The sequence below is a fragment of the Chlorobaculum thiosulfatiphilum genome (genome assembly GCF_006265165.1).
Lineage (GTDB): Bacteria > Bacteroidota > Chlorobiia > Chlorobiales > Chlorobiaceae > Chlorobaculum > Chlorobaculum thiosulfatiphilum.
In genome coordinates, this window is record NZ_VDCH01000016.1 from 23,076 (window position 1) to 46,726 (window position 23,651).

A 23,651-nucleotide genomic window follows, 5' to 3' on the forward strand; every position below is an offset into this window, starting at 1 on the left:
GGTTACTGAGGTGCTGCCCGGAGGGCGCGCTGGCTTGTTCCGCCGTCCAACGGGCAACGGTAGCCGGTGCCAGAAAGTCAGGTTCGGTCATCAAGCGTCAAAAAGCATATAAGATAGAACATTTTGAATGATAATGCCATAAAAGCGGGCCTTCTCCGGACAAAAAATCTCTTGTCCAGGGAAAGAAAAGGGCCTTGCCGTCATGCGGGATAATGTTTGAGAATGGTTTTTCAGAATAGTAAATTGCCAAGCCTGTAAATGGCGCACTCTTTCCTTTTCCAAGAAAAAATTTACGAGCACAAGGAGCGTTACATGAAGAGACTTGTCCTGCTGAGGCACGGTGAAAGCCAGTGGAACCGGGAGAATCGTTTCACCGGATGGGTGGATGTCGATCTTTCCGAGAAAGGAAGAGAAGAGGCGAGAGCCGCCGGCCAGTTGCTCAGGGACGGAGGCTTTGTATTTGACATGGCCTACACCTCGGTGCTCAAGCGCGCCATCAGAACGCTCTGGACGGCGCTCGACGAGATGAACCTCATGTGGATTCCCGTCACCAAGAGCTGGCGTCTCAACGAGCGCCACTACGGCGCCTTGCAGGGCCTCAACAAGGCCGAGACCGCGCAGCGCCACGGCGACGAGCAGGTGCTTGTCTGGCGACGCAGCTACGACACGCCTCCGCCGGCGCTCACCGAGAGCGATGAGTTCTGGCCGGGCAAGGATCCTCGCTACGCCTCGCTGTCCCCGGAAGAGCTACCCGCCACGGAGTGCCTGAAGGATACGGTCGCCCGCTTCCTGCCCTACTGGCACGAAACCATCGCGCCGCAGATTCGCGACGGCAAGAACGTCATCATCACGGCGCATGGCAACTCGCTCCGGGCGCTGGTCAAATATCTCGACAACATATCCGACGAGGACATCGTTGGCCTGAACATTCCTACCGGCATTCCGCTGGTGTACGAACTCGACGACGATCTCAAGCCGCTGAAGAGCTACTATCTGGGTGACCAGGAGGAGCTGAAGAAAAAGGTGGAGGCAGTCGCCAAACAGGGCAAAGCCTGAGCTTTTCCGGACTTCCGGTTGCGTGACATTTCGTCTGCTCCGGAGGTTCGGGCCTGAAGGTTAAAAGGTCATGAATTTTCTGTTCAATACCTTATATTCTGGCCTTTGCACAAGGAAAGTCCTGTATTTTTGAATTTTTCTGAATTGATGTGCCTGAAAATATGAAAGCAAAGCATGAGGGGGGGCTGTACGATCCGCAGTTCGAGCATGACGCCTGCGGCGTTGGTTTCGTCGCCAACATTAAGGGCGCCAAGTCCCATCAGATCATCAAGCAGGGCCTGCAGGTCCTGGTGAACATGAAGCATCGTGGCGCGACCGGTTTCGAGAAGAACACCGGTGACGGCGCTGGCATACTGATGCAGATCCCCGACAAGTTCATGCGCAAAGTCTGTGCCGAAAGGAATATCGAGCTGCCTCCGGCGGGCCAGTACGGCGTCGGCATGGTCTTTCTTCCGCCCGACCTCTCGCAGCGCCGCGCTATCGAGGATATTTGCCGTCAGATGGTGCAGGCTGAAGGTCAGAAGTACCTCGGTCTGCGCAAGGTGCCGACCAACAATGCCACGCTCGGCCAGACCGCCCGTTCGCAGGAGCCGGTGGTCAAGCAGATTTTCGTCGGTCGCGGCAGCGACAGCATGTCGGATATCGAGTTCGAGCGCAAGCTCTTCATCATCCGCCGCCGTATTTTCAAGCGCGTACGCTTCACCTCCGGCCTTCTCGGCAGCAGTTTTTTCTACGTGTCGAGCTTTTCGGCCCGTACCATTGTCTATAAAGGAATGCTCAATCCGGAGCAGGTCGAGGAGTTCTATCCCGAGCTGAGTGACCCGGATATGGAGAGCGCCATTGCCATGGTGCACTCCCGATTCAGCACCAACACCTTCCCGAGCTGGGATCGCGCCCATCCCTACCGCTTCCTGAGCCACAACGGCGAGATCAACACGCTTCGCGGCAACGTAAACTGGATGAAGGCTCGCGAAAAGAACATGCAGTCCTCCATCTTCAAGGGTGCGCTCGAAGAGATCAAGCCGATCCTGCTCGAAGAGGGCAGCGACTCGGCCACGCTCGACAATGCTTTCGAGCTGCTCGTCATGTGCGGCCGCTCGATGGCCCACGCCGCGATGATGGTGATTCCGGAGCCATGGTCGGGCAACGAATCGATGGATCCGGAAAAACGCGCCTTCTACGAATATCACAGTTGCCTCATGGAGCCGTGGGACGGCCCGGCGTCGGTGGTCTTCACCGATGGCATCCAGATCGGCGCGGTGCTCGACCGTAACGGCCTGCGCCCGTCGCGTTATTATATAACCAGTGACGACCTGGTGGTGATGGCCTCCGAGGTCGGCGTGCTCGACATCGATCCCGAAAAGATCATCAAAAAAGATCGTCTCCAGCCGGGGCGCATGTTCCTGGTCGATACCAATGAAGGCCGCATCATTTCCGACGAGGAGATCAAGAAAAGCATCGCTTCGGAGAAGCCCTACACGGAGTGGATCGAGCGCAACGTCATCGATCTCGAATCGCTGCCGGAGCGCAAGCTGATGCAGAATCCCGACGAGGATAACTACAGCATCACCGCCCGTCAGAAGGCGTTCGGCTACACGCATGAAGATCTGACGCTCCAGATCAGGCCGATGGCCCAGAATGGCATCGAGCGCATCGGCTCGATGGGCAACGATACGCCGCTGGCCGTGCTCTCCAATCGTCCGAGGCTGCTTTACGATTACTTCAAGCAGCTCTTCGCCCAGGTGACCAACCCGCCGATCGACTCGATCCGCGAGGAGATCGTCACCTCCACGACCGTCATGCTCGGCACCGAAGGCAACTTGCTCGATTCGGACGAGATCAACTGCCGCCGCATCAGGATTCCTCACCCGATCCTGACTAACGAGGATCTCGAAAAGATTCGCGGCATCGACAAGCCGGGCTTCAAGGCGATCACCCTGCCGATTTTCTACAACGTCGAGGAGGGCGGCCAGGGCATTCAGGAGACGATGCAGGACCTGTACCGCGAGGCCGAAAAGGCGATCAACCACGACGGCGTCAACATCATCATTCTCTCCGACAAGGGCGAACTCGAACAGTCGCGCGCTCCGATTCCGGCGCTCCTGGCGCTTGCCGGGTTCCACCACTTCCTTATCAGCGCGGGTCTCAGAACCAAGGTTGGCCTCATCGTCGAGTCGGGCGAGCCGCGCACGATTCACCACTTCTCGATGCTGATCGGCTACGGCGCGGGGGCGATCAACCCCTACCTGACCTTCGAGACCATCCGTCAGCAGGTGGCCGAAGGGCGCATCACGCACGACGAGAAAAAGGCGATCAAAAACTACGTGAAGGCGACCGTGAAGGGCGTGGTCAAGACGATGGCCAAGATGGGCATCTCGACCGTGCAGAGCTATCGCGGGGCGCAGATTTTCGAGGCGGTCGGCCTCAACACCGAGGTGGTCGATACCTACTTCACCAAAACTCCGTCGCGCATCGAGGGCATCGGTCTCGATACGCTGGCCGAAGAGGTGCGCAAGCGTCATGAAGAAGCGTTCCCACCCGGCGGCAACAAGGTCAATCGCGGCCTGGAGGCTGGCGGTGACCGCAAGTGGCGTCACGATGGAGAGTTTCACCTCTTCAATCCCGAGACCCTGCATTACCTCCAGCACTCCTGCCGGACGGGCGATTACGAGCTGTTCAAGAAGTACGAGAGGCTCATCGACGACCAGAGCGAGCACTACTGCACGATTCGCGGCCTGATGGATATTCGCTTCTCCGAGCGTCCGGTACCGATCGACGAGGTCGAGCCGGTCGAGTCGATTGTCAAGCGCTTCAAGACCGGGGCCATGTCCTACGGCTCGATAAGCAAGGAGGCGCATGAAACGCTGGCCATCGCCATGAATCGCCTTGGCGGCAAGAGCAACACCGGCGAGGGTGGCGAGGATCCGGATCGCTTCGTGCGCGACGCCAACGGCGACAGCCGCATGTCGGCCATCAAGCAGGTCGCCTCTGGCCGCTTCGGCGTCACCAGCGAGTATCTGGCCAATGCTGAGGAGATTCAGATCAAGATGGCGCAGGGCGCAAAGCCCGGCGAGGGCGGTCAGTTGCCCGGCACCAAGGTCTATCCGTGGGTGGCCAAAACCCGCCACTCGACCCCCGGCGTGGGGCTGATTTCGCCGCCGCCGCACCACGATATTTACTCCATCGAGGATCTGGCGCAGCTCATTTTCGATCTCAAGAACGCCAACCCGACGGCTCGCATCAACGTCAAGCTGGTCTCGACGGTCGGCGTCGGCACCATCGCGGCGGGCGTGGCGAAGGCTCACGCCGACGTGGTGCTCATCAGCGGCCACGACGGCGGTACGGGCGCTTCGCCGGTTTCGAGCATCATGCACGCCGGAATGCCGTGGGAACTCGGCCTGGCCGAAACGCACCAGACGCTCATGCTCAACAATCTGCGCAGTCGGATCGTCGTCGAGGCGGACGGCCAGCTCAAAACCGCGCGTGACATCGTCATCGCGGCCATGCTCGGCGCCGAGGAGTTCGGCTTCGCCACCACCGGCCTTGTCGTGATGGGCTGCATCATGATGCGCTGCTGCCAGGACGACTCCTGCCCGGTCGGCATCGCCACGCAGAACCCGGAGCTTCGCAAGAACTTCAAGGGCAAGCCGGAGCACGTCGAGAACTTCATGCGCTTCCTCGCCCAGGGTGTGCGCGAGTACATGGCGAAGCTCGGCATCCGCACGCTCAACGAGCTGGTGGGCCGTTCCGACCTGCTCGCCACCTCGCGCACCATCGGCCACTGGAAGGCCAAAGGCGTCGATCTCTCCAAGATTCTGCACCAGGTCGATACCGGCGACAACGATACGCCGTACTGCACCACGTCGCAGGATCATGGCATCGAGGAGAGCCTCGACATGACGACCCTCATGGCGATCTGCGAACCGGCCATCAAGCGCGGCGAAAAGGTTTCGACCACGCTGCCGATCAAGAATATCAACCGCGTCGCGGGCACCATTGTCGGTCATGCGGTCACGAAGGCATGGGGCAACAAGGGGCTTCCGGATGACACCATTCACCTCAAGTTCATCGGCTCGGCGGGCCAGAGTCTTGGCGCTTTCATCCCGAAAGGGATGACCATCGAACTGATGGGTGACGCCAACGACTACATCGGCAAGGGGCTTTCGGGCGGCAGAATCATCGCCTATCCGCACAAGTCCTCGACCTTCACGCCGGAGGAGAACATCATCGTCGGCAACGTCGCCTTCTACGGCGCGACCTCCGGCGAGGCGTTCATTCGCGGCATGGCGGGCGAGCGCTTCTGCGTACGCAACAGCGGCATGGAGGCGGTCGTCGAGTCGGTGGGCGATCACGGCTGCGAGTACATGACCGGCGGCAAGGTGATCATTCTCGGCAGGACGGGTCGCAACTTCGCGGCGGGCATGTCGGGCGGCGCGGCCTACGTCTATGACGTCGATGGCGCTTTTGCCGGACGCTGCAATCAGGATATGGTCTCGCTCTCGGCGGTCGAAGCCGAGGACGAGCTGGAGTGGCTCCGTTCGAAGATCGAGCAGCACGCGGCGGTAACCGGGAGCGATCTCGCGTCGGGGTTGCTCGCCGAGTGGCCGAACGCCTCGCAGCGTTTCGTCAAGGTGTTGCCGAACGACTACAAACGCGCCGTCGAAGCGATGAAAGAGGTCGAAGCGATGGGCCTGACAGGCGACGATGCCGTCATGGCCGCCTTCGAGAAGAACGTGCACGATCCTTCCCGTGTTTCGGGGAACTGAAATTGGGCGAGTCGCCTGAACAACGTATTACGACCTATGGGTAAACTGAAAGGATTTATGGAGTACCGCAGAGCGCTTCCCTCGGACAGGGAGCCTCTGGAGAGAATAAAGGACTGGCGGGAGTTTCACGAAGAGATGCCGCCGGAGCAGCTCGCCGACCAGGGCGCGCGCTGCATGGATTGCGGCACACCGTTCTGCCACTCGGGCATGATGCTCGGCGGCATGACCTCCGGATGCCCGATTCACAACCTCATTCCCGAGTGGAACGACCACGTTTATCGCGGCTTCTGGCGCGAGGCCTGGGAGCGGCTCATGAAAACCAACAACTTCCCGGAGTTCACGGGCCGCGTCTGCCCCGCTCCGTGCGAAGGCTCCTGTGTACTCGGCATCATCCAGCCGCCGGTCACGATCAAGAATATCGAGTGCTCGATCATCGAACACGCCTTCGCCGAAGGGTGGGTCGAGCCGAAGCAGATTGCCGTTCGCACCGGCAAAAAGGTGGCCGTCGTCGGTTCCGGCCCGGCGGGTCTGGCAGCCGCCGATCAGCTCAACAAGGCGGGCCACACGGTCACGGTCTTCGAGCGTGACGATCGCGCTGGCGGCCTGCTCATGTACGGCATTCCGAACATGAAGCTCGACAAGGAGAATGTTGTCCAGCGCCGCGTCGATCTCATGAAAGCTGAGGGCGTTGGCTTCGTGACCGGAGCCGAGGTCGGCGTGAACCACCCGGCCGAAAAGCTGCTCTCCGAGTACGACGCCGTGGTGCTCTGCACCGGCGCGACCAACCCGCGCGACCTCGATGCCGAAGGGCGCAATCTCGACGGCATCCACTTCGCCATGGAGTTTCTCCGCGCCAGCACGAAGTCCGTGCTCGACGGTACCGAACCCGCGCTTTCCGCGAAGGGCAAGGATGTGGTGGTGATCGGCGGCGGCGACACCGGCACCGACTGCGTGGCCACCTCGCTGCGCCAGGGATGCAAGAGCGTCATCCAGCTCGAAATCATGCCCAAACCTGCCGACTTCCGCCAGGATGACAACCCGTGGCCCGAATGGCCGAAGGTGTTCAAGGTCGATTACGGCCAGGAAGAGGCTGCCGCCGTGCAGGGCCAGGACCCGCGCCGCTACCTCATGATGACCAAAAAGTTCATCGGCGAGAACGGGCAGCTTACCGCCGTCGAGGTCTCGATGGTCGAGTGGCTGAAGCAGGATGGCCGCACCATTCCCGTGCCGGTTTCCGGAAGCGAGCAGATCATCCCGGCGCAGCTCGTGCTGCTCGCGATGGGCTTCCTCGGGCCGGAAGCGCAGCTCTTGCAGTCGCTTGGCGTCGAACAGGACAACCGCAGCAACATCAAGGCCGACGAGAAAAGCTACCTCACCAGCGTCGGCAAGGTCTTCGCCGCGGGCGACGCACGTCGCGGTCAGAGTCTCGTGGTGTGGGCGATCAACGAAGGCCGCGCCGCCGCCAGGGAGTGCGACCGCTTCCTGATGGGCGGCACCAGCCTGCCGTGAACGAATCGGCAAGCGAGAGTGTTTGAGGAGAACGAAAATGGGTGAATAAATTCGGATACGTTGTATGGAACAGCAAAAACTGAGAGAGCTGCTCGAAACCCTTCATCAGGAGTTGGGGCAGCTTGGAACGGTCGATGAAAAGACCGGTGAAGTGCTCGCCACGCTGAACAAGGACATCTCGAAGCTCGTCGAAGGCGGCGATGAAGCTGCCGCCGAGGAGAGTCTGACGGAGCGCATGAGCGACGCCGTGGGCCACTTCGAACAAGAGCATCCCCGCCTCAGCATGATGATCCAGCACGTACTCGACAGCCTTGCCCGTATGGGACTGTAAGTACGGGCGAAGTATAAATTGAGAATTGAGAATGCTGAATGGCTGTGAACTGTAGGGGCAGACCTGTGTGTCTGCCCTTTCATTCAGCCATGGTCGAAAAATTTCAGGGCTTCAGCCAAATAATTTCAATAGCGTGAACGTGTCGGCAATAGCCGCGCAATCACAACCGCCACCAAATGATCAAAGACAAAGAGCCGCGTAAAGGCCAGAACGGCGGAAGGAAAAGCTACGGATCGGAACCGCCGGTCGTTTGCTCCTTCTGCGGAAGAACAAGCCAGGAGGTCAACAGCATGGTCGCTGGGCCGAGAGCCTTCATCTGCGACCGCTGCATTCTCAGCTCGGTAGAGATTTTGCGCAAGGAGATCAGCGCCATCCGCCATCCGGATCAGTCGCCTGAACCCGCTTTCCAGCCGCGCCTGAAAAGCCCCGTCAACATCAAGGAGGCGCTTGACCAGTACGTCATCGGTCAGGAGCAGGCCAAGAAGTCGCTCGCCGTAGCGGTCTATAACCACTACAAGCGACTCGACGCCCACGACTGGTCGTCTGGCGACGAGGTGGTGATCGAAAAGAGCAACATCCTGCTCATCGGCCCCACCGGCACCGGCAAGACGCTGCTCGCGCAGACGCTCGCCAACCTGCTCGAAGTGCCTTTCACCATCGCCGACGCCACCTCGCTTACCGAAGCGGGCTACGTGGGTGACGACGTCGAGACCATTCTTGCGCGGCTACTGCAGGCCTCCGACTTTAACCTCGAACGCGCCGAGCGCGGCATCATCTACGTCGATGAGATCGACAAGATCGCCCGCAAATCGGCCAACGTCTCGATCACTCGCGACGTCTCCGGCGAAGGCGTCCAGCAGGCACTGCTCAAGATTCTCGAAGGCTCGGTGGTCGGCGTTCCCCCGAAAGGCGGTCGCAAGCACCCGGAGCAGCAGCTCATCAACATCAACACCAAGAATATCCTCTTCATCTGCGGAGGAGCGTTTGAAGGCCTCGACAAAATCATCGCCCGCCGCGTCTCCAAATCCTCGATGGGCTTCGGCTCCAAAGTCAAGGACAAGCAGACCGGCTACGATCCCGAAATCCTCAAGCTGGTCACGCAGGACGACCTGCACGACTACGGCCTCATTCCGGAGTTTATCGGACGCCTGCCGATCATGTCCGTCCTCGAGCCGCTCGACGCCGTCGCCCTGCGCAACATCCTCGTCGAGCCGAAAAACGCGCTCGTCAAGCAGTACAAGCGGTTGTTCGAAATGGACGGCGTCGAACTCGAATTCACCGCCGAAGCGCTCGACCGGGTGGTTGAAATCGCCATCGAACGCGGCACCGGCGCGCGCGCCCTGCGCTCCGTGCTCGAAAACGTCATGATCGACATCATGTTCGAACTGCCCACCCGCAAGGATGTGCAGAAGTGCGTCATCACGACCGAAACCATCGACAAAACCGGCGGACCGGTGTATGAAAAGAAGGATGGAAAAGAGCGCAAGATCGCATAAAAAGAGTTTGGATTCAACCGGGAAAGTCCTATATTAGGGCCTTCTCGAAGGGGCGGTTAGCTCAGTTGGTTAGAGCGCTACCTTGACACGGTAGAGGTCAGAAGTTCGAATCTTCTACCGCCCACACACCTCCGATTTTCAAAAGCCTGCGGCATGACTCGCAGGCTTTTTTTATATCCTTTCTTTTTCCATTACCCTGCCTCCAACCTACTGGATCATCGCTTCGTATCTTGCGATCAATCTGATAATGATTTACATATCGCCAATGATCCTTGCCGCTTCGCTTATGCATTCAATTCCGGACAGATGCTGTATTTGCAAAGCAAACTGGTTTTGTCATAAAGCACCGGCGGGTTAAAACAGGCACTTGATCGACGCTGTTCTGTATCATTCATTTTTGCACACCCCAATGGCCGCTTGCTTCAAACTATGGCTTTTCAGCATAAGAAAGGATGTAGTCCAAGCCGGCGTACACACTGTCTGCAGAACGATTCAGGGTTAATTGCGCCATAATCTTAGCAAGCGGATGCATCTTGCCGACAAATGTCCGGTTTTTTGCCAGATACGCATGAAGAGGTTCATAGACATCGTCACGGATGGATTTGATATCAATATGGACAAATCCGGCTTTGGAGAGTTTGGTTCTGTAAGAGGGGATTAGGTAGTAGTTGTCTTGCGGGATATTGAATTTTCCTGCCACAAGGTTCCACGAAAACCATTGCTCTATTCTCCTGAAGGGGTTTTCGGAGTTTTTTGTCGGTAAAATGTCCGCTGTCACCAGCCTTCCGCCTGGACGTAAAACACGGAACGCTTCCTTGAAAAAATCCTCGCGAGTTCTGTAGTGGAAAGCGCTTTCCACTGAAACAACCAGATCGACGGATTCATTTTCAATGGGCATCTCTGTTGCCGAACCTTCCCGTAAATCGATTGATTTTTCGAGACCAGCATCGGCAACGTTCATCCGGGCGCGCTCAACCTGAGAAGTCGTAATATTCAGCCCGATGATTTTTTCGGGTTTCATTTTCCCGGCCCACAGGATGTCCTGATCACCAAAACCGTACCCGCAATCCAGGACGGTATCCCCCGGCCCCATGCCGCCTCTTGTCGCCACAAGCAGCGCAAGCGCTTCACTGGCTTCATCAATGGTATTCGCATCCCGCCAATAGCCAAGATTCAGATAAAGCGCATTCTCGGTAAGAGAAGAGGTGCCGATCAAGTCATAGACTTCCGTTGTCTTCAACCCGTGGAATGGATTGAAAAGCCAGTTCAGGTACCCGAAAAATCGATCGGTTGCGTTGTCTGACATGGTGATTGCTCCTATCCGGTGAAGAGGACGGAATCATGTTGACTGTCCGTCGATGAGCATCTTAACCTCTGAATGCGCCTGGAGGTTCGGGCGCCGATCGTTTTTTCAATCAGAGCGAGGAGCGGTTTCCACGAAAAACAGTCAATCTCACTTACTCGAGCCACTCATCCTGGTCGTTTTGCCACGCATAAAAAACTGGCGGATTTTCGGGTGGCCGTAGGCTCCCATGACCATGAGGTCGATGCCGTGGCCGTTCTGATAATCGTGCAGGAGTTCGATGACCTTGCCAGATAGCGGAGAGGACGTGGTGCAAGGGATTCATTCTGTTCGGGCTGAAAAAAAAATTCGTCCAGCATTTGCCCAGACCCTCTTTTTTCTTATACTTCATCCGATTATGTGGTGCCCGTCATGGAAACATGCGGGCTTAAAAGGGAATCCGGTGAGAGTCCGGAACAGTACCCGCTGCTGTAATCCCGCGCTGGCCGCAAGGCTGGCGACAAGATTCGCCGACAATGCCACTGTCCCGTTCAGGGATGGGAAGGCCGGCAGAATCCGGGAAAGTCAGAAGACCTGCCTCATATTTTTTGGCTTCGGGAATAAAGCAACATACTACCATGAAACACACCTCCGTTCCGCTTTTCGGAACAGGCTGGGTTCGGGCATCGATCTGGTCGATGCGCAGCCGGCTGTTCCGCTCGCTTCTCAGTCGATTCGTTCCTCCTGTCTATCACGATCCGTACCGCTCGCCGTTTGGCGTTCCGGCGCGTTCCGTGCTCTTTTCAATCGATCCCCATCGCTCCTGCCGCGCTTATCTCATCGGCCATTTTCCATCTTTTTCGCTGCAAGCCGCACAACGCATTGCTCCAGGGCATGACTCGCTCACTGTCACCTGTCTTCAGTGCCGTTCAGGCTGTGACGATTTTACTGTTTCCGGTCATTCGCTGACCGCCATTCCGTTCTGGCAATTGAACTGAAACGAGAAAACAAGTGATTATGAAACAATATGTTATGGCGGCAGCATTGCTGTGCTGCGCCGCTCCGGCTTACGCGGCCCATCCGCTCGTAACCGATGATACCGGCACCCAGGGCACTGGCGGCTGGCAGGTCGAATGCACGACCGGATTTTCCTCCAACAGTGAGACCGACGGCGGCATCACGATAAAAGAGCGTGAAAACGAAGCCGCAGTGGTGGTTTCCTTCGGCGTGGCGCAGAATATCGATCTGGTTGCGGGGTTGCCGTACCTGTGGTATCAGAATCAGGAAGGTCAGCTTGTTACCGCCGATGAAAGTGGTATCGGCGATATGACGGTCGAACTCAAGTGGCGGTTCTTCGAGAGCGAAAAGAGCGGCTTCAGCCTCGCCGTGAAACCCGGCATCTCCCTGCCGACCGGTGACGCCGACAAGGGGCTTGGCGTCGGGCGGGTGACGGGAGGCGCGGTGCTGATCGCCACGAAAGAGCTTGGGCCGCTGACGCTGCACGCCAACGCTGGCTACCATCGCAACGCTTACGAACTCGACGAGGATGCGGCGGCGTGTAACAAGCACGTCTGGAACGCATCCATCGCGGGCGAATATGCGTTTTCGGAAAAGCTCAGGGCGGTGGCCGATATCGGCATTGAAACCGCCGAAGAGAAAGGATCGCGAACGCATCCCGCCTTCGTGGTGGGCGGGCTGATCTACAGCGTTGCCGAAAACTTCGATTTCGATCTTGGCATCAAGGGCGGCCTGAACGATGCCGAACCCGATACGGCTTTGCTGCTGGGCGTGGCCGCGCGATTCAACTAAAGGAGGATAACCATGACCAATCTGAAATTCCGCTTTATCGCCGTGCCTTTGATGGCGGCCTTCATGCTGCTTTTCGGCAGTGGCGATGCATTTGCGATGCACATCATGGAGGGGTTCCTGCCCCCTTCGTGGAGTCTGTTCTGGACGGCGGTTTCGCTGCCCTTTTTCGTGCTCGGCTTCCGGTCGATGCGCAAGATCGTTGCCGACAATCCGCGCATGAAGTTGCTGCTCGCGATGGCGGGGGCGTTCGCGTTCGTGCTCTCGTCGCTCAAGATTCCCTCCGTGACCGGGAGCTGCTCGCACCCGACCGGCGTTGGCCTCGGGGCGATCATGTTCGGGCCGTCGGTGATGAGCGTGCTCGGGGCGATCGTGCTGCTTTTCCAGGCGCTGCTGCTTGCGCACGGCGGGCTGACCACGCTTGGCGCCAACCTCTTTTCGATGGGCATCGCCGGGCCGTTCGTGTCGTACGGCATCTACAAACTCGCCGACGGCATGAAGGCTCCGCGTTCGATGGCGGTCTTTCTCGGCGCGGCGCTGGGCGATCTGGTGACCTATGTGGTTACGTCGCTGCAACTTGCCGCTGCGTTTCCTTCGGCGACCGGCGGGTTTGCCGCCGCCCTGTTCAAGTTTCTCGGCATCTTCGCCGTGACGCAGGTTCCGCTCGCCGTGAGCGAGGGCATCCTGACGGTGATGGTCTGGAACGCCATCCGCTCGTATGCCGGTGAAACCATGTTTGGCGGCGCAACGCTTTCCGGGGAGGTGAAGTGATGAAACGGTCAATCCTGAAAAATCTCTTGCTCGCGGCGCTGGTGGTTGCGCTGGCGGTCGTGCCGCTGATGACGCTCAAACATGCCGAATTCGGCGGCGCTGATGGCCAGGCCGAGGAGGCGATCACGCAACTGCACCCCGAGTACAAGCCGTGGTTCGCGCCCTTCTGGGAGCCGCCGGGCGGCGAGGTCGCGAGCCTGCTCTTTGCGTTGCAGGCGGCGATTGGCGCGGGTGTGCTGGGCTATGGCCTCGGATTTCTGCGGGGCAAGGGCGAATCCGCCGACGCGGGGCAGGCGTGATGACGCTCGACGAACACGCCGCGCGATCCCGGTTGCGTGATGTCGCGCCGGGCTTCAAGCTGCTCTACGCGCTGCCGCCCATCGCGATGGCGCTGTGGGCGAACTCCGTGCCGTTCTCGCTGCTGGTGTTCGGCTTGATGGGCGCGTCGATCGTGCTGAAAGGGGGCGTTCGTCCCGCCGACTATCTTCGCTGGCTGCTGCTTCCGGCGGGATTTCTGGTGATCGGCACGGCGGCGGTGGCCGTCGATATGTCGGCGCATCCGGAGACGTTCGTCGTCTCAGCGCCGCTTGGCGGAGCAAATATCGGCGTCACCGCTACGGGAGTCGCGATGGCGGCGCATCTCTGCTTCAGGGCGCTCGCCTCGGTTTCGTGCCTCTACTTCGTCGCCTTCACGACGCCGGTCGCCGATCTCGGGCGCTCGATGGCGGCGGTGGGGGTTCCGGCGCTCTTCATCGAGATGACGCTGCTCGTCTATCGCTTCGTGTTTCTGCTCTTCGGGACGGCTTCGGAGATCGCCACCGCGCAGCGCTCGCGGCTCGGCTACGCGGGCACGGCGGCCTCGTTCCGTTCCCTTGCCTCGCTCGCCTCGAATCTTTTCGTGTTTTCGGCCCGGCGCTCGGAGGAGCTGTACGTGGCGATGGAGTGCCGGGGCTACGACGGCGCGATCCGCGTGCTGGCTCCGTCAAGCGGAGCACGGCAGCCGTCGCTTGCGGGCATCGCGCTGGTCGAGGCGGCGTTGCTTTGCGTTGCCATCGCCGCGCACTCCGGGAGATTTTTCTGATGGCGTCACCGGATATTCTCCGAACCGAGGCGCTCCGGTGCGTCTGGCCGGACGGCACGGTGGCGCTCGACGGCGTCGATCTTTCGATCCGCGCGGGGGAGGTGACGGCGCTGCTCGGCGGCAACGGCGCGGGCAAGTCCTCGCTGCTTCTCAGCTTCAACGGCATCCTGAAGCCGCGTTCGGGCCGGGTGCTTTTCGGCGAGGAGCCGCTCGACTACTCCGCGAAGGGGTTGAAAGCGCTGCGCCAGAAGGTCGGCATCGTGTTCCAGAACCCCGACGCGCAGCTCTTCGCGTCGAGCGTTTACGAGGACATCTCCTTCGGCCTCTGCAATCTCGGCCTGCCGGAGCCGGAGACGCGGCGGCGGATCGACGCGGCGATGGAGCTGGTCGGCGTCGCGGAACTGGCTCGCAAGCCGGTGCACCCCCTGAGCTTCGGGCAGAAGAAGCGGGTGGCGCTGGCCGGAGTGCTGGCGATGGAGCCGTCGGTGCTCCTGCTCGACGAGCCGACCGCCGGACTCGATCCGCAAGGCGCGGACGGCATCATGCGCTTCATCCGCGAACTGCAACGCTCCTCCGGCATGACGGTGGTGGTGGCCACGCACGACATCGAGATGGTGCCGCTCTTCTGCGACCGGGCCTGCGTGATGGATCGCGGGCAGGTGCTCTTCGAGGGTGAAGTCACCTCGATGTTCGAGCACCGCGATCTCCTCCGTCAGGCCGGGCTTCGCCTGCCACGCATTGCGCATCTGCTGGAGATTCTTTCCACGAAGGACGGCTTCGATCTGCCCGGCACGGCAATGACGATCAGCGGGGCCAGAAAAATTTTAAAGTTGATGAAAGAGGAGCAAGAGATCAATGGAAAATAGTGGCAGGGTCTGGCTGGTCGCGGCCACGCTCGGCACGATTGTCGAACAGCTCCGCGAGCGCGAACTGCCGTTGCCGGTGGTGTTCATCATCGGCGAACACGCCGTGCCGGAGGAGGTGGCGAGCAAGAAAAAAGATCAGACGGATCAGACTGATCTGGGAAAATCACAGCTTCAACCAGCATGAGCAAACACAAAAAGCGTTCGCAGATCAACAAGAAGGCGATTTTGCTCGCCCATTTTGGCACCACGTATCCGTCGGCGCTGCCGTCGCTGGAGAACATCCGGCGGCAGGTGCGGGCGCAGTTGCCCGGTATCGAGGTGCGACACTGCTTCACCTCGAACATGGTACGCAACATCTGGTCGGCGCGGCGTCGCGATCCCCGGAAGTGGCTCGACGAGGGGGTCTCCGAGGAGTTTCTGAACGTGCAGGGCTTCCTCGGCGCGATCGGCAACCTGCAGGACGGCAACTACCGGACGATCATCGTTCAGCCGACCCACATGTATCATGGCGAGCAGTTCGAGGACTTGAAATCCTACGTCTCGGCGCTCCAGTCGATCCGCACCATCAAGCGGGTCTGGTCGCCCTTCGAGAAGGTGGTGCTGTCGCGCCCGGCGCTCGGCACCTGTGGCGTGGAGCACGACTACGCCGAGGACATCGAGGAGGTGGCCGCGCTGTTCGATGATGACGTCGAACGCGCCCGCCAGCTCGACGCGGCGCTGGTCTATGTGGCGCACGGCAACGACTTTTTCTCGTCGGGCGCGTTTCACGAAACCGGTGACGTGATGCGCAGCCGCTATCCGGGCGCGGAAATTCACATCGGCATGGTCGAGGGGCGGCCCGGCGTCGAACAGATCGTCGCCGAGGTGACGGGCAATGGGCGGAAAGCGGTGCTGCTGCGCCCGTTCATGATTACGGCGGGCGACCACGCGCACAACGACATTGCCGACGACGACCCCGGCTCGTGGAAGGGCGCGTTCGAGGCCGCCGGATGCCGGGTCGAGACCCGCATGGAGGGCCTCGGTTCGGACGACCGCTTCGCCTCGATTTTTGCCAGGCGGATTCTCGAAACCGCTGAAGACCACGGTATTGAGCTGTTATCGTGATGGGTGGGGAGGGGGCTGTTGTTTTGATTCTTTTGTAGGGGCAGACCTGTGTGTCTGCCCTGAGCTGAATTCACTCAGCATTCATCTTTTATTGCTTTGGCGACAAGAGAAGCCTGATACCACAATAAGAAGAAATTGGGCTAAAGCCCTTGTTTATTTGGCACTATCCATAAACCCCGGACTAAAGTCCGGAGCAATTGTTGAAGAGTTTTCATTATCGAAGTAATAAAAAATGAACCTCCGAGAAGATGCCGAGCAGGCGCTCGGCGTTCCCAGGGAAACAAGACACTGTTACTGACTTTTACATGCAACCAATGAACAAACAAGGCTCTCTCATCAGCGTTTCGCTTGGGCCGGGTGATCCCGGGCTTATCACCGTCAGGGCGCTGGAACAGCTTCGCGAGGCGGATGCGATCTACTATCCCGGCACGGTCAGCGCTTCGGGCGCGGTGACGAGCGTGGCGCTCGATATTCTCGATGCGTACGATCTCGATCCGTCGAAGCTCCGGGGGATGCTGGTGCCGATGTCGCGTTCGCGCGGGGCTGCCGAGGCGAGTTATGCGGTCAACTACGCCGCGATGGCGGAGGATGTCCGGGCGGGCCGCCGCGTGGCGGTGGTGAGCGTCGGCGACGGGGGCTTTTACAGCACCGCATCGGCGATTATCGAACGCGCCCGGCAGGATGGTCTCGACTGCTCGATGACGCCGGGCATTCCGGCCTTCATCGCCGCCGGGTCGGTTGCCGGAATGCCGCTCGCGTTGCAAAGCGACAGCGTGCTCGTGCTAGCGCAGATCGACGAGATCGGCGAACTCGAACGCGCGCTCGCCAGCCATAGCACCGTGGTGGCGATGAAGCTCTCGACGGTCAGAGATGAGCTGGTCGGCTTCCTCGAACGCTACGGCAAGCCCTTCCTTTACGCTGAAAAAGTGGGCATGGCGGGCGAGTTCATCACGATGGAGATCGACGCCTTGCGGGATCGCGCCATCCCCTATTTTTCGCTGCTGGTTTGCTCACCGCATTGTCGGCACTCAACCCTTTCGCCATTTACGTCATGAACGGCAAAATTACCGTCGCGGGCCTCGGCCCCGGAAGCGACTCGATGATGACCCCGCAGGTGCTCGATGCGATCCGTAGCGCCGATGCGGTGGTCGGCTACACCGGCTATCTCAAAAGCATCGGGCACCTGATTCCGGACTCCGTCCAGACCGTCGCCACCGGCATGACCGGGGAGATGCGGCGGGCCGAACAGGCGTTCGCGCTGGCCTCCGAAGGGCGGCGGGTCGTGGTGGTCAGTTCGGGCGACGCAGGCATCTACGGCATGGCACCGCTGATTCTCGAACTGCACGCGAGCGGGCGCTGGCCGGATGTCGCGGTCGAGGTGCTGGCGGGCATCAGCGCGTTTCAGGCCGCCGCCGCGCGGCTCGGCGCTCCGGTGAGCCACGACTTCTGCGCCATTTCGCTCTCCGATTTGATGACGCCGTGGGAGGTGATCGAAAAGCGGATCGAGGCGGCGGCTTCGGCGGACTTCGTGACGGCGGTTTACAATCCGCGCAGTCGCGACCGCTACTGGCAGATTCATCGCTTCAAAGAGCTGTTCCTGCGCCACCGCTCGCCTTCGACGCCGGTCGGGATCGTCCGCAACGTGACGCGCAGCGACGAGTCGGTGGTGCTGACGACGCTCGGCGAGTTCGATCCCGACTCGCTCGACATGTTCACCGTGATGCTGGTGGGCAACTCGACCACCTTCTTTTCGGATGAACGGATGATGACGCCGAGGGGCTACTTCAGCCGGGAAAAGGATGACACGAAACCGGTCGGCCAGTCGATCATGAGCGGCAGCTTCCGCACCATCGCCGGGCTGATGAAGCCGGACGGTCGCCCGAACGATGAGCGCTGGGCGGTCATGCACACGATCCACACCACCGCCGATTTCGAGATGCAGGAGCTGTTCCACGCCTCGTCCGGCGCGATCCGGCGGTGGCACGAGGCGCTGACCGGCGGCGGCGCGACGATTGTCACCGACGTGACGATGGTGCAGTCGGGCCTGCGCAAGGCGGCGCTGGAGCGCTACGGCGTGACGGTGCGCTGCTACCTGCACGACGAGCGCGTGGCCGGGCTGGCCAGAAGCGCGGGCATCACGCGCAGCCAGGCGGGGATGCGGCTCGCCGCCGGGGAGCATCCCGACGCCCTTTTCGTCGTCGGCAACGCCCCGACGGCGCTCCTGGAGCTGGCGTCGCTGTTGCATCGCGGCGGCTTCGCGCCGATGGGGGTGATCGGCGCGCCAGTCGGCTTCGTGAACGTGGTCGAGTCGAAGCACCGGCTCAAGGCGGCGGCGGGCGCGACGCCGATTGCCCTCATCGAGGGGCGCAAGGGGGGCAGCGCCATCGCGGCCACCATCGTCAACGCAGCCTTCAGCCTCGACGAGGCGGAGGCGATGAATCCGGGGTGCCATGTCTGAGCAGTTCACGCTCGTCGGCCTCAGCGACAGCGCGGAGCCGCATCTCGATCCCGCCGCCATCGAAGCGATTCGCGCGGCCCGAATCTTCGCGGGCGGGGAGCGCCATCGCGAAATCGTCAGCGCGTTGCTGCCGTCCGGTTCCCGCTGGATCACCATCGCACCGCCGATCGACGAGGCGCTGTCGCAACTTGCCGGGGCGGACGATCCGGTGGTGGTGTTCGCTTCGGGCGATCCCTTTTTCTACGGCTTTGGCGCAACCTTGCGGAAGCGCTTTCCCGGCGCCTCGATCCAAAGCTTTCCGTCGTTCCACTCGCTCCAGATGCTCGCGCAGCGTTGCCTGATGCCGTACCAGTCGATGCGCCACGCCTCGCTCACCGGGCGAAGCTGGGAGGAGCTGGATTGCGCCCTGATCGCAGGCGAGCGGCTCATCGGCGTCTTGACCGACACCCGCAAAACCCCGCCGGAGGTAGTGCGTCGGCTGCTCGATTTTGGCTATTCTGGCTACCGCATGGTGGTCGGCGAATCGCTTGGCGGCCAGAGCGAGCGGGTAACGCGCTGCACGCTCGATGAGGCTGCCGGGATGGAATTTGGCAGACTGAACTGCCTCATTCTCGAAGCCACCGAGCTGCCGAAGCGCTGGTTCGGCATTCCCGAAAATCTTTTCGACGGCCTGCCGGGACGGCCCAACATGATTACCAAAATGCCGTTCCGCCTGGCGGCCCTCGCCGCGCTGGAGCTGGGCCGGGCGCGAACCTTCTGGGACGTGGGCTTCTGCACCGGTTCGGTCGCCATCGAAGCGCGGCTCCGGTTTCCGGGCCTCGCGGTGACCGCCTTCGAGAAGCGTCCGGAGTGCGACGCCCTGCTGGAGAAGAACGCCCGTCGCTTCGGAGCGCCCGGCATCGCGAAGGTGATGGGCGACTTTCTCGAACAGGATCACTGCGCGTTGTGTGGTAGCGACGGCGTCGATGCGGTCTTCATCGGCGGCCACGGCGACCGGCTCGACGAGGTGTTCGATGTTGTCGCGAGCCATCTCGCTCCCGGAGGCCGGGTGGTCATGAACGCCGTCCGCGAAACGAGCGCCGAAGCCTTCGCCGCCCGCGCCGTCCGCCACGGCATGGAACTCGCCGAGCCGCTCAAGCTGGCCGTTGGCGAGCACAATCCGGTGACGGTCATGAAGGCGGTGAAACTAAACCCATAACCCATGCACGAACGAATCGCCATTATCGCCATCACCGAAACCGGAATCGCTCTCGGCCACTCATTGAAAAGCCTGCTTGCCGCCGACGGTTTTGCCGGGTGCGGGCTGTTCTCGTCCCGCGCCGCCGATGGTGTCGAATCCATCGAGAGCGTTGCGGCCTTTGTCCGGCAGTCGTTCGGCAGCTTCGACGCCGTTGTCTTTATCGGCTCGCTCGGCATCTGCGTGCGCTCGATTGCGCCGGTGTTGCAGGGCAAGCACAGCGATCCGGCGGTCATCAACTGCGACGAGTCGGGGCGCTTCGTCCAGAGCGTTTTGTCGGGTCATGCGGGCGGGGCGAACGCGCTGGCGGGGCGGCTCGCGCGTTTGCTCGGGGCGCAGGCTGTGCTGAGCACGTCGAGCGATGTGCAGGGGTTGTGGCCGCTCGACATTCTGGGGCGCGAAGAGGGGTGGGGCGTCGAGTTCGCCTCGCCGGTCGCCGGGGAGTCGATCACCACGGCGATGGCGGCGTTCGTGAACCACGAGCCGACGACGCTGCTGCTCGACATTCGCGACTCGCTCACCGACCAGCTCGAACGCACCGCGCCGCCGTTCGTCACGATGGCGTATCGCTACGAGGAGGTCGATTTCAGCGCCTGCCGTCTCTTGCTCGCCGTCACGCCGCGTCTGATCGAGGCGCCGGTGCAGACGATCTGCTATCGCCCGAAGGTGCTCTGCGTCGGGGTCGGGTCGGAGCGGGGCATCGATCCCGCACGGTTCGTCCGCTCGATCACGGCGGAGCTTGCCGCTGCGGGGTTGTCGCCGCGTTCGATCCGCGGCGTGGGTTCGGTCGATTTCAAGCTGGACGAAGAGGCGTTCGTCGCCTTTGCCCAAGCGTGCGGCGTGGCGCTGACGGGCTTCTCGCCGGAGCAGCTCGAAAGCGCCGGGCCGGTGCCCAATCCGTCCGACGTGGTCTTTCGCAAGACCGGTGTACACAGCGTCTCCGAGGCTTCGGCGGCGCTGCTTTCCGGCGAGAACCGGTGGCTGGTGGAGAAGCAGAAGGTCGCGCTGGCGGGCGTTCCCGAAGGTCAGCCGCGCCACTACACCTTCGCCGTCAGCCTTTTGCGCGGGGCCGAACGGCGGGGGCGCATCGCCATTGTCGGGGCGGGGCCGGGTGATCCGGAGCTGGTGACGGTCAGGGGCAGGCGCTACCTCGAACAGGCCGACCTGATCCTCTACGCGGGTAGCCTCGTGCCGGAGAAGCTCACCCACTGCGCTGGGCCGGGGGCGCTGGTGCGAAGCTCGGCATCGATGCCGCTCGAAGAGCAGTTCGATCTGATGGAGCAGTTCTACCGGCAGGGCAAATTCGTCGTGCGGCTGCACACCGGCGATCCGTCGATCTACGGGGCGATCCAGGAGCAGATGGCTTTTTTCGATGCCGAGGGATTCGAGTACGAAATCGTGCCGGGCGTGTCGTCGTTCCAGGCGGCGGCAGCGGTGTTGCAGTCGCAGTTCACGGTACCGGAAAAGGTGCAGACCATCATCCTCACACGCGGCAGCGGGCGGACGCCGGTGCCGGACAAGGAGCGGCTCTCGGAGCTGGCCCGCGCCCGGGCGACCATGTGCATCTACCTGAGTGCGGAATGGAGCGACGAGGTGCAGGCCGAATTGCTCGCACACTACCCGCCCGAAACCCCCGTGGCGGTCTGCTACCGGCTCACCTGGGACGACCAGCAGGTGTGGCGCGGGCGGCTCGACGAGCTGTCGGCGCTCGTCCGGCAGAGCGGCAAAACCCGCACGGTGCTGCTGGTGGTCGGCGAGGCGATCGGTGCGCGCGGCGGGCGCTCGAAGCTCTACGATCCATCGTTCACGCACGGTTTCCGCGAAGGTCATGGCGCATGAGGCGGGCGGCGTGATCCTGCTTTTCGGCGGCACCACCGAGGGGCGGCAGGCGGCGGCCTTGCTCGACCGGCTCGGTCTCCCTTTCATCTACTCGACCAAAACCCGCGTCGAGCCGTTCGCCTCTTCGCACGGCGAATTCCGCCACGGCGCGCTCGACGAGGCGGCGATCACGGAACTCATCGCTTCGCACGGAGTCCGCCTTGTCATCGACGCCGCCCACCCCTTTGCTTCGCGTTTGCACCGCTCGGTGTTCGAGCTTTGCAAGCGTTTTGCCATCCGCCTGATCCGCTTCGACAGAGCGCCGGTGACTTTTCCTGATTTTGACGGACTTCATTCCGTCGCCGATTTCCCGGAAGCCATCGCGCTGCTGGAACGTCTCGCTCCGACGAAGCTGCTCGCCCTGACCGGCGTGCAATCCGTCTCGCCGTTGCGCCCGTGGTGGCGTCGGCGCGAGATGCTTCTGCGCATCCTGCCGTTATCGGCTTCGATGGAGCTGGCGCGGCGCGAAGGATTTCCCGAAGCGAAGCTGCTGCCGATGAATCCCGACGGCCCGGACGAGGCGCTCGAAGCGATCGTGCGGGAGCACGGCGTCGATTGCCTGCTCGCGAAGGAGAGTGGCGAGTCCGGCTTTTTTCCGGTGAAGCTCCGGGTTGCCGAGCGGTGCGCCATTCCGCTGATTGTCATCCGCCGTCCCTCCGCGCCCGAGTACGATACGGTGGCAACATCCGTCGAGGAGCTTGAAGCGCTGCTGCCGGACGCCGCCACGCTGAAGCCGCTCCGGACGGGCTACACCACCGGAGCCTGCGCTGCCGCCGCCACGAAGGCCGCCGTGATCACGCTGCTCGACGGCACCGCGCCCGACTCGATCACGATCACGCTGCCGTCCGGCAAGGTCGCCAGCTTCGGCATCGTCTCGTACAGCGCGGAGCAAGGGCGGGCGCGGTGCGGTGTGCGGAAGTTCGCGGGCGACGACCCAGACGTGACGCACGGCCTGTTGATTGTCAGCGAGGTCTCGCTGCTGCTTGACGGCGAGCCTGGCGAGGTGCGATTTCTGCGGGGTGAAGGAGTAGGCAAAGTGACGCTGCCGGGCCTTGAGATTTCGCCCGGCGAACCGGCGATCAACCCGGTGCCGCGCGGGATGATCCGGGAGTGCATCGCCGCCGAGCTGCGCCAGCGCGCTTTGCGCTCCGCTGTCGCGGTCACGATTTCAGCGCCGGGCGGGGAGGCGGTCGCCCGCAAAACGATGAACGCCCGGCTCGGCATCACCGGCGGCATTTCGATTCTCGGCACCAGCGGCGAGGTCGTGCCCTACTCGATGGAGGCGTGGCTCGCCAGCATCCGCCAGTCCGTCGCTGTCGCCGCCGCCAACGGTTGCACGACCCTCGCCCTCACCTCCGGCCTACGGAGCGAACGTCATCTCCGCACGCTCTACCCAGACCTGCCGGAACTGACCAGCATCCACTACGGCAACTTCATCGGGCGCACCCTCGAACTGGTGCGTGAAAACGGTGGTTTCAGCCATGTCATCGTTGGCGTCATGCTCGCCAAAGCTACCAAGCTCGCCCAGGGCGAGGCCGACCTCTCCAGCCGCGTCGTCTCCCTCGATCCCCGATGGCTCGCCACCCTCGCCGCCGACCTCGGCTACAGCCCGGCAATCACGAGCCAGCTCGCCGACCTCCGCCTCGTACGAAACATGATGGAGATTGTGCCGTTCGGAAGCGACGAACCGCTCTATCCGGCCATCGCCAAAGCATGCCATCGCGCCTGCCGCCAATGGCTCCCCGACACGCCGCTGACCTTCGTGCTGTTCGACATGGAGGGACGGGCGGTGATTTCGACCTGAATTGCCAGTTGCGAAAGTTGATTTGGTTGGACTCCGGGATTGATCGTTGGCGCGCGTTGTTTATCGATTTGGATGAAAAATTTGTTACACCATTGTTCTGCGAGTGTTGCTGATAAAGCTATAAGTTTATAAAATTATAAGAGTTATCGGTTAAACTGTTGTATCCGTTTCATACGCAATCCCCAAGGCGTTCTTGTGCGCCTGAA

At 61.4% G+C, this 23,651-nt stretch carries 20 protein-coding genes, 1 tRNA gene and 1 riboswitch; of the genes, 19 read left to right on the top strand and 2 right to left on the bottom strand.

The annotated features are described in order from the left end of the window. Positions 1-90 precede the first annotated feature (90 nt). Complete coding sequence (locus FGF66_RS12655) at positions 91-282, bottom strand: hypothetical protein (protein ID WP_170181283.1); 192 nt, start codon at positions 280-282, stop codon at positions 91-93. Between the two features lie 30 nt (positions 283-312). Here FGF66_RS12655 and gpmA point away from each other — a divergent pair, with 30 nt between their 5' ends. The 6 genes from gpmA (at position 313) to FGF66_RS08135 (ending at position 9,282) form a co-directional block, all read left to right on the top strand. Next, entirely contained in the window at positions 313-1,056 is a 744-nt protein-coding gene (gene gpmA, locus FGF66_RS08110; RefSeq protein ID WP_139457159.1) for a 2,3-diphosphoglycerate-dependent phosphoglycerate mutase, read from the top strand. A gap of 161 nt (positions 1,057-1,217) precedes the next feature. Then, the gene (gene gltB, locus FGF66_RS08115; RefSeq protein ID WP_139457160.1) at positions 1,218-5,822 is read left to right on the top strand and encodes a glutamate synthase large subunit; all 4,605 of its coding nucleotides are present in this window, start codon (positions 1,218-1,220) and stop codon (positions 5,820-5,822) included. Between the two features lie 36 nt (positions 5,823-5,858). Beyond that, positions 5,859-7,331 (top strand): glutamate synthase subunit beta, encoded by a 1,473-nt coding sequence (locus tag FGF66_RS08120; protein ID WP_139457161.1) that lies wholly within the window; start codon positions 5,859-5,861, stop codon positions 7,329-7,331. A 64-nt stretch (positions 7,332-7,395) separates the two neighbouring features. Further along, entirely contained in the window at positions 7,396-7,662 is a 267-nt protein-coding gene (locus FGF66_RS08125; RefSeq protein WP_139457162.1) for a DUF4404 family protein, read from the top strand. 176 nt (positions 7,663-7,838) lie between these two features. Continuing rightward, positions 7,839-9,158 carry an ATP-dependent Clp protease ATP-binding subunit ClpX gene (gene clpX, locus FGF66_RS08130; protein WP_139457163.1) on the top strand — a complete coding sequence of 440 codons (1,320 nt, stop codon included), beginning with the start codon at positions 7,839-7,841 and terminating at the stop codon, positions 9,156-9,158. A 50-nt stretch (positions 9,159-9,208) separates the two neighbouring features. Further along, positions 9,209-9,282 (top strand) — tRNA-Val (locus FGF66_RS08135). A gap of 303 nt (positions 9,283-9,585) precedes the next feature. Here the strand turns inward: FGF66_RS08135 and FGF66_RS08140 are convergent. Further along, a complete protein-coding gene (locus FGF66_RS08140; RefSeq protein WP_139457164.1) occupies positions 9,586-10,464 on the bottom strand; it encodes a methyltransferase domain-containing protein in 879 nt (292 codons plus the stop codon). Between the two features lie 380 nt (positions 10,465-10,844). Then, a riboswitch (cobalamin riboswitch) is annotated at positions 10,845-11,056 on the top strand. A 22-nt stretch (positions 11,057-11,078) separates the two neighbouring features. Here FGF66_RS08140 and FGF66_RS08150 point away from each other — a divergent pair. The 13 genes from FGF66_RS08150 to cbiD all read left to right on the top strand — a co-directional run bounded on the left by FGF66_RS08150 (position 11,079) and on the right by cbiD (position 23,445). Next, complete coding sequence (locus FGF66_RS08150) at positions 11,079-11,438, top strand: hypothetical protein (protein WP_139457165.1); 360 nt, start codon at positions 11,079-11,081, stop codon at positions 11,436-11,438. Between the two features lie 19 nt (positions 11,439-11,457). Next, positions 11,458-12,249 carry a transporter gene (locus FGF66_RS08155; RefSeq protein WP_170181284.1) on the top strand — a complete coding sequence of 264 codons (792 nt, stop codon included), beginning with the start codon at positions 11,458-11,460 and terminating at the stop codon, positions 12,247-12,249. Between the two features lie 12 nt (positions 12,250-12,261). Next, positions 12,262-13,017, top strand: a complete 756-nt coding sequence (locus FGF66_RS08160) for an energy-coupling factor ABC transporter permease (protein ID WP_170181285.1) — start codon at positions 12,262-12,264, stop codon at positions 13,015-13,017. Further along, positions 13,017-13,316 carry an energy-coupling factor ABC transporter substrate-binding protein gene (locus FGF66_RS08165; RefSeq protein ID WP_139457167.1) on the top strand — a complete coding sequence of 100 codons (300 nt, stop codon included), beginning with the start codon at positions 13,017-13,019 and terminating at the stop codon, positions 13,314-13,316. The genes FGF66_RS08160 and FGF66_RS08165 overlap by 1 nt, the downstream gene beginning before the upstream one ends. Beyond that, positions 13,316-14,098: a cobalt ECF transporter T component CbiQ gene (cbiQ, locus tag FGF66_RS08170; RefSeq protein WP_246046634.1), complete on the top strand. Its 783-nt coding sequence runs from the start codon at positions 13,316-13,318 to the stop codon at positions 14,096-14,098. The genes FGF66_RS08165 and cbiQ overlap by 1 nt, the downstream gene beginning before the upstream one ends. Next, positions 14,098-14,964 (top strand): ATP-binding cassette domain-containing protein, encoded by an 867-nt coding sequence (locus tag FGF66_RS08175; RefSeq protein WP_139457169.1) that lies wholly within the window; start codon positions 14,098-14,100, stop codon positions 14,962-14,964. Before cbiQ ends, FGF66_RS08175 begins: the two co-directional genes overlap by 1 nt. Further along, positions 14,954-15,148, top strand: a complete 195-nt coding sequence (locus tag FGF66_RS12815) for a hypothetical protein (protein ID WP_211341994.1) — start codon at positions 14,954-14,956, stop codon at positions 15,146-15,148. The genes FGF66_RS08175 and FGF66_RS12815 overlap by 11 nt, the downstream gene beginning before the upstream one ends. Next, a complete protein-coding gene (locus FGF66_RS08185; protein WP_139457170.1) occupies positions 15,145-16,068 on the top strand; it encodes a sirohydrochlorin cobaltochelatase in 924 nt (307 codons plus the stop codon). Before FGF66_RS12815 ends, FGF66_RS08185 begins: the two co-directional genes overlap by 4 nt. A gap of 314 nt (positions 16,069-16,382) precedes the next feature. After that, positions 16,383-17,123: a precorrin-2 C(20)-methyltransferase gene (locus tag FGF66_RS08190; RefSeq protein ID WP_139457171.1), complete on the top strand. Its 741-nt coding sequence runs from the start codon at positions 16,383-16,385 to the stop codon at positions 17,121-17,123. Then, positions 17,120-18,526 (top strand): precorrin-3B C(17)-methyltransferase, encoded by a 1,407-nt coding sequence (gene cobJ, locus FGF66_RS08195; RefSeq protein WP_170181286.1) that lies wholly within the window; start codon positions 17,120-17,122, stop codon positions 18,524-18,526. Before FGF66_RS08190 ends, cobJ begins: the two co-directional genes overlap by 4 nt. After that, positions 18,519-19,724, top strand: coding sequence for a precorrin-6y C5,15-methyltransferase (decarboxylating) subunit CbiE (gene cbiE, locus FGF66_RS08200; RefSeq protein WP_139457173.1), 1,206 nt, complete (start codon positions 18,519-18,521; stop codon positions 19,722-19,724). The genes cobJ and cbiE overlap by 8 nt, the downstream gene beginning before the upstream one ends. Before the next feature lie 3 nt (positions 19,725-19,727). Further along, a complete protein-coding gene (cobM, locus tag FGF66_RS08205) occupies positions 19,728-21,602 on the top strand; it encodes a precorrin-4 C(11)-methyltransferase (RefSeq protein ID WP_139457174.1) in 1,875 nt (624 codons plus the stop codon). Further along, a complete protein-coding gene (gene cbiD / locus FGF66_RS08210) occupies positions 21,592-23,445 on the top strand; it encodes a cobalt-precorrin-5B (C(1))-methyltransferase CbiD (protein ID WP_170181287.1) in 1,854 nt (617 codons plus the stop codon). The genes cobM and cbiD overlap by 11 nt, the downstream gene beginning before the upstream one ends. The last annotated feature ends 206 nt before the right edge of the window (positions 23,446-23,651 follow it).

Coding starts and splice junctions, on each gene's coding strand:
- FGF66_RS08140 (WP_139457164.1), bottom strand. CDS start 10,464: ATGTCAGACAACGCAACCGATCGATTTTTCGGGTACCTGAACTGGCTT.
- cbiQ (WP_246046634.1), top strand. CDS start 13,316: ATGACGCTCGACGAACACGCCGCGCGATCCCGGTTGCGTGATGTCGCG.
- FGF66_RS08165 (WP_139457167.1), top strand. CDS start 13,017: ATGAAACGGTCAATCCTGAAAAATCTCTTGCTCGCGGCGCTGGTGGTT.
- cobJ (WP_170181286.1), top strand. CDS start 17,120: ATGAACGGCAAAATTACCGTCGCGGGCCTCGGCCCCGGAAGCGACTCG.
- FGF66_RS08175 (WP_139457169.1), top strand. CDS start 14,098: ATGGCGTCACCGGATATTCTCCGAACCGAGGCGCTCCGGTGCGTCTGG.
- FGF66_RS08150 (WP_139457165.1), top strand. CDS start 11,079: ATGAAACACACCTCCGTTCCGCTTTTCGGAACAGGCTGGGTTCGGGCA.
- FGF66_RS12815 (WP_211341994.1), top strand. CDS start 14,954: ATGGAAAATAGTGGCAGGGTCTGGCTGGTCGCGGCCACGCTCGGCACG.
- cbiD (WP_170181287.1), top strand. CDS start 21,592: ATGGCGCATGAGGCGGGCGGCGTGATCCTGCTTTTCGGCGGCACCACC.
- gpmA (WP_139457159.1), top strand. CDS start 313: ATGAAGAGACTTGTCCTGCTGAGGCACGGTGAAAGCCAGTGGAACCGG.
- cbiE (WP_139457173.1), top strand. CDS start 18,519: ATGTCTGAGCAGTTCACGCTCGTCGGCCTCAGCGACAGCGCGGAGCCG.
- FGF66_RS08120 (WP_139457161.1), top strand. CDS start 5,859: ATGGGTAAACTGAAAGGATTTATGGAGTACCGCAGAGCGCTTCCCTCG.
- FGF66_RS08160 (WP_170181285.1), top strand. CDS start 12,262: ATGACCAATCTGAAATTCCGCTTTATCGCCGTGCCTTTGATGGCGGCC.
- cobM (WP_139457174.1), top strand. CDS start 19,728: ATGCACGAACGAATCGCCATTATCGCCATCACCGAAACCGGAATCGCT.
- FGF66_RS08185 (WP_139457170.1), top strand. CDS start 15,145: ATGAGCAAACACAAAAAGCGTTCGCAGATCAACAAGAAGGCGATTTTG.
- FGF66_RS08125 (WP_139457162.1), top strand. CDS start 7,396: ATGGAACAGCAAAAACTGAGAGAGCTGCTCGAAACCCTTCATCAGGAG.
- clpX (WP_139457163.1), top strand. CDS start 7,839: ATGATCAAAGACAAAGAGCCGCGTAAAGGCCAGAACGGCGGAAGGAAA.
- FGF66_RS08190 (WP_139457171.1), top strand. CDS start 16,383: ATGAACAAACAAGGCTCTCTCATCAGCGTTTCGCTTGGGCCGGGTGAT.
- gltB (WP_139457160.1), top strand. CDS start 1,218: ATGAAAGCAAAGCATGAGGGGGGGCTGTACGATCCGCAGTTCGAGCAT.
- FGF66_RS08155 (WP_170181284.1), top strand. CDS start 11,458: ATGAAACAATATGTTATGGCGGCAGCATTGCTGTGCTGCGCCGCTCCG.